The organism is Moraxella caprae DSM 19149 (genome assembly GCF_000426885.1).
GTDB classification, from domain to species: domain Bacteria; phylum Pseudomonadota; class Gammaproteobacteria; order Pseudomonadales; family Moraxellaceae; genus Moraxella; species Moraxella caprae.
Genome location: NZ_AUGF01000078.1, coordinates 1 through 4,426 on the forward strand (window position 1 = coordinate 1; position 4,426 = coordinate 4,426).

Annotated in this window: 3 protein-coding genes and 2 pseudogenes; 4 read left to right on the forward strand and 1 reads right to left on the reverse strand. The window is 39.2% G+C overall.

Annotated elements, in window-relative coordinates:
* The 4 genes and pseudogenes from K941_RS15855 to K941_RS0112055 form a co-directional block, all read left to right on the forward strand.
* Positions 1-2,225, forward strand: a pseudogene (locus tag K941_RS15855) (hypothetical protein); the annotation flags it as partial.
* A gap of 154 nt (positions 2,226-2,379) precedes the next feature.
* On the forward strand, positions 2,380-2,640 hold the full coding sequence (locus K941_RS0112045; RefSeq protein ID WP_029103797.1) for a hypothetical protein: 261 nt from the start codon (positions 2,380-2,382) through the stop codon (positions 2,638-2,640).
* 251 nt (positions 2,641-2,891) lie between these two features.
* The gene (locus K941_RS15860) at positions 2,892-3,200 is read left to right on the forward strand and encodes a hypothetical protein (RefSeq protein WP_051226063.1); all 309 of its coding nucleotides are present in this window, start codon (positions 2,892-2,894) and stop codon (positions 3,198-3,200) included.
* Positions 3,187-3,609 carry a putative toxin-antitoxin system toxin component, PIN family gene (locus K941_RS0112055; protein WP_029103798.1) on the forward strand — a complete coding sequence of 141 codons (423 nt, stop codon included), beginning with the start codon at positions 3,187-3,189 and terminating at the stop codon, positions 3,607-3,609. The genes K941_RS15860 and K941_RS0112055 overlap by 14 nt, the downstream gene beginning before the upstream one ends.
* A gap of 27 nt (positions 3,610-3,636) precedes the next feature.
* On the opposite strand, the pseudogene K941_RS15865 reads toward K941_RS0112055, so the two are convergent.
* Positions 3,637-4,109 (reverse strand): annotated as a pseudogene (locus K941_RS15865) (IS1595 family transposase); the annotation flags it as partial.
* Positions 4,110-4,426: the final 317 nt, after the last annotated feature.

A 4,426-nucleotide genomic window follows, 5' to 3' on the forward strand; every position in this document is an offset into this window, starting at 1 on the left:
CTACCACAGTTACCCTAAACCGTGCGACTGATAAGCAAATTGAGCTTGATTACAAGCAAAACCTTATGGGTTCAACTGCCGAGGACTTTACTAGCGGTAAACCAACCTTTACTGCAGGGGTATCATTGTCGGCAGATGGCACCAAACTTATCGTGCCAAAAGGCGTTAGCACCTTTGACATCACCACCACAGTGAAGGCGGATAATGTGACCGAAGCCACCGCCGAAAGCTTTAACTACACTGTGGGCGGTAAAACAAGCAGCACGGTAACCATCAACGACACCTCCAAAAAGCCAGCGCCGACCCAGATTAGCAGCTTAACCATAAATGATGATGATGGCACAGGCAATGATGTAGGAATAGATGGGCAATATGTGGGCCGTATTGCTGATGGTGCGGTAACCAATGACACCACACCAACACTGACCATCACCTTAAATCAGGCGTTACAAGATAACGAAACTTTGGAATTGGTGCGCTATATTAAAGACCCAATAACCAAAAACCTAATCGTAGATGGTACTTTCACTCGCAAAACCCCTGCTAAATCTAGCAGCGATGACAAGATATACACGCTTGAAGATGACTTGCAGTCAGTTACTACTGCTGGCACTGACTATGTGTACAAGGCTCGTGTTTTTGATAGCAATACCAAAGAAGAGTTTGCTGAAAAAACAGAGAGTATGCGCCTAGATACTGTTGCCGAGCAAGCGGTTGTAACTAGTTACGATCCAAAAACTCATATCTTGAAGGGGGTTAGCAAGGAAATTGGCGGCACTATCTTTGTTAGTAAAGATGGTAATGGCAAGTACAGTAGTGCTCCTAAGGCTGTTGTGGCCGAAAATGGTGAGTGGACAATGCAACTTGAAGGTAACGACATCCCTAAAGACCAAAATAGTGTCAATAATATTTACTGGAGCAGGAGAGATAAAAATGATATACCTGTAGCTATCAGTATGATTGACAAAGCTGGTAATCAACCAAAATCAATCATTAGTGATCTTTATGCATTTTATAATAATGAATATGCTGATGGAAGTGGTCGGGAAGGAAGTTTCTCCGCAGCAGACACGCCCATAAGCTCTACAGGCAAGCAGATGCCAAGTGGGGCGGGCAATGAAAGAAGGGGTGATATAGATAATAACAAAACGAAAAATTATCTTACTTCTTGGGATGATTCTGATGTCGATAATCAAACAATTTACGCCAGACAAATTACCACTTATGATACGAAACAAAGAAATGCTTTTGATGTGAGTATGGGTAAGGGGGATGATGCACTTTATGTTGCAGGTGATGTTACCTCCAATATCCGCATTGATATGGGCGATGGCAATGACTATTTGTATACGGGAGGTGAGTTTGGTACAGGTCATGGAGGTGTAAACACAATTTTGCACATGGGTGCTGGTAATGACACGGTGAAGATTGAGAAAAATTCATATATCACCACAATGACATTGGGCGATGGCAATGATGATTTGCGCATGGGCGGTCAACTTGGAAACTATAGCACTATCGATGCAGGGAATGGCAATGACCATGTGCATATTTCTGGACACAAGAATAACATTGCTGTGAATGCCCATTCTAAGATTGACATGGGCGATGGTAATGATACCTTGGTGATTGGTTACAATATATCTACCGATTCTACGATTAACTTGGGTGCAGGCAATGATGCATTCCATTATGGTTATGGCAGACTTGATGGTAAGGTGGATGGTGGTGAAGGCACTGATGTACTTCGTGTATTCAATACTGCCAACCAAAATGTAGTTATCAGCTCTGATAATATTACCAACTTTGAGCGTGTAGATATAACTGGTGAAAAACATTATGTCAACACATTTAGGGCGACAGATAAGCTATTTGTAAACAATAATTTTGCCGAGCATGGTGTAAATAAAGATATGCTATTAGATGGCGATACTGCAAATAGCAAATTAGAGCTATTAGACTCTAGTTTTTGGAACAAAGTTTCCACAAGTCTTGCCGATGCCAACGGTAATGCAGTTGCAAAGAAAGCAGAAGATATGTTTACCCTTGATGATGGGCGTACTGTGAAGGGTACAGTAGTTAATGGCGACACCAAGTACTACTATACCAATCAAGAAGGTGATATTACAGGTGAGCGTTATGAGGGTAATATCTACAATGTCTATACCACAGCAAACGATGAAAGCAAGCGCCTTTTGGTGGATCTTGATATTACTATTATATAATTTTTAACAATACACTTAAGGTATCACATCATATCTTTGAGCAAGGCAACTACGAGAATAGAAATATAGCTGGTCAGCAGTTCAAAGATATGCTATTAGATGGCGACCGTAGTGGCAGTAATTTGGAAATCTGGACAGGGGGTAATACAGGTAAGTGGAAAAAACTGACACCTTTGTTGATAAAGACGGTAATGCAGTAACGAAAGACAAAGACAATGAATTTACACTTGGTGGTAATACTGGTCGTAAAGTCATTGGTAAAGAGGTGGATAGAGATACAGTGTATTACTATGCCAACGAAGCAGGTGAAGCCACTACCGAACGCTATGAAGGTAATATTTATCAAGTTCATACAATGAATGAGGATACCAACCGATTATTGGTTGATTTAGATATTAATTCAAAAATTATTTAACTATCCACTAAATTTTTAATCAATAAAAGGAACGTCCCACCTGTTGGGGCGTTTTTTTGGGACAACTCAAACCGCCCAGTAATTATACAGACACACAAAAACCTCGCCCAAAATAGGCCTTGTGTGCGTTTTTGAAAATTTGGGGGTTTTGGTACTAAAATTTAAGGCTGATTTGCTAGTTTTTATTTGATTTTCAGTAGAAAATATATATAATATACAAAATATATAATTTATATAGGATTATGATAACAATGCAACTTTTGACATCACAACAGGTACAAACAGGCTTTGGTAAATTTGCCGACCTTGTCAAACAGCAAGGGAGTGAACCTGTGATTATTACTCAAAGAAAACGCCCAACAATGGCAGTTTTTCGCTATGATGAAGCAATGGAAATGATGAGATTGTCTGCAAAAATGCGATTTATTCAGGCGTTGCGAGAAAATGCCAAAGATAGCCGAGAGCCGACCGATGAAGAAATGGCAGAGTTAAATCGCTTGATTGATGAAGAGCGTGAAATTGTTTATCAAGAAAGCTTAAAGAAAAATGAAAGAAAATAATAAGATTGTGATTGATACCAATCTTTTAATTAGTGCGGTATTATTCCCAAATTCATTACCTGCCAAAGCGGTTGATGAAGCGATGTACTATTGGCAAATAGTTGTTTCAGAAAGTACACTTAATGAATTTTTAGAAGTGATTTCAAGAAAGAAATTTGACAAATATTTTATTAATAAACCGAACAGAAAGCAGGTATTTATTGAAAACTTTACACAATCCGCTGTTATTGTAGAGCCAACTGAAATTATAACCGATTGCAAAGACCCAAAAGACAATCAATTTTTAGAAATTGCCATTTCTGCCAATGCTCGGTTACTGGTTACAGGAGACCATAAAGATTTAATCACGATGAACCCTTATAGGGGTTTGGAGATTTTGACGGCTAGGGAATTTTTGGAAAATTATTAAAAATTTAGGGGCTGTACTAGATAAGCCCTAAATCCTACACCATTTTCTTAATACCTTAAGTTGATTAGATGGTGTGCCATAGTTAAATCTAAACTCGCATTCTTTTATAAAAAGATGAAAGTTTTTCTTGTCAATGCCATTGTATTTTCTAAGCACTCTCTTGGCTTGCGACCAAAAATTTCAATGCTGTTGATGTGGTTGTGGTCTTTAGCAAACTCTTTTGAGTGATTTATTCTAAAGTGTTTAAAATCACTTACATCAAGGACGTTGTAGCTTTTGTAGCTGTCCGTGTAAACAACACTGTCAGGCTTTATTTTGCTTGCGATTATCGGCATTAGTGTATTTGTTTTGGTATCTTTGACTACCACCACAAAGACTTTGCCATTACGCTTTAAAAGACCAAACACAGCTGTTTTTCCACCTGCTCCACAACCTCGTTTGCCCTTACGGACGCCACCGAAATAGCTTTCATCAAGCTCAATCTCGCCATCAAATAACTCTTTCAGGACAATCGCACCACAACCATCGCAAACCCACAATAAACCATTAAAATGTGAGCAAAAAGGACATTCTTTATGCTCACAAACCCCATTGACTATTTATCACAGGTTCATGACCCAAGGCGTCAAAACAAAAACCTGCTACACCCACTTAAAAACATTCTAACCATTGCTTTAACCGCAGTTACACCCCCAAACCACAAAATCACCACACACCCCCATGTTCCAAAACAGCTCATCTAGATCATCAGTCATCCAGCCCTGTCTTAAAGACTTAGCTTGACTCCATTTATACTCAATGGGGTTTAAGTCAGGAG

Excerpts from the sequence above, each read along its gene's own strand:
- K941_RS15860 (WP_051226063.1), top strand. The coding sequence starts at position 2,892 with ATGCAACTTTTGACATCACAACAGGTACAAACAGGCTTTGGTAAATTT.
- K941_RS0112055 (WP_029103798.1), top strand. The coding sequence starts at position 3,187 with ATGAAAGAAAATAATAAGATTGTGATTGATACCAATCTTTTAATTAGT.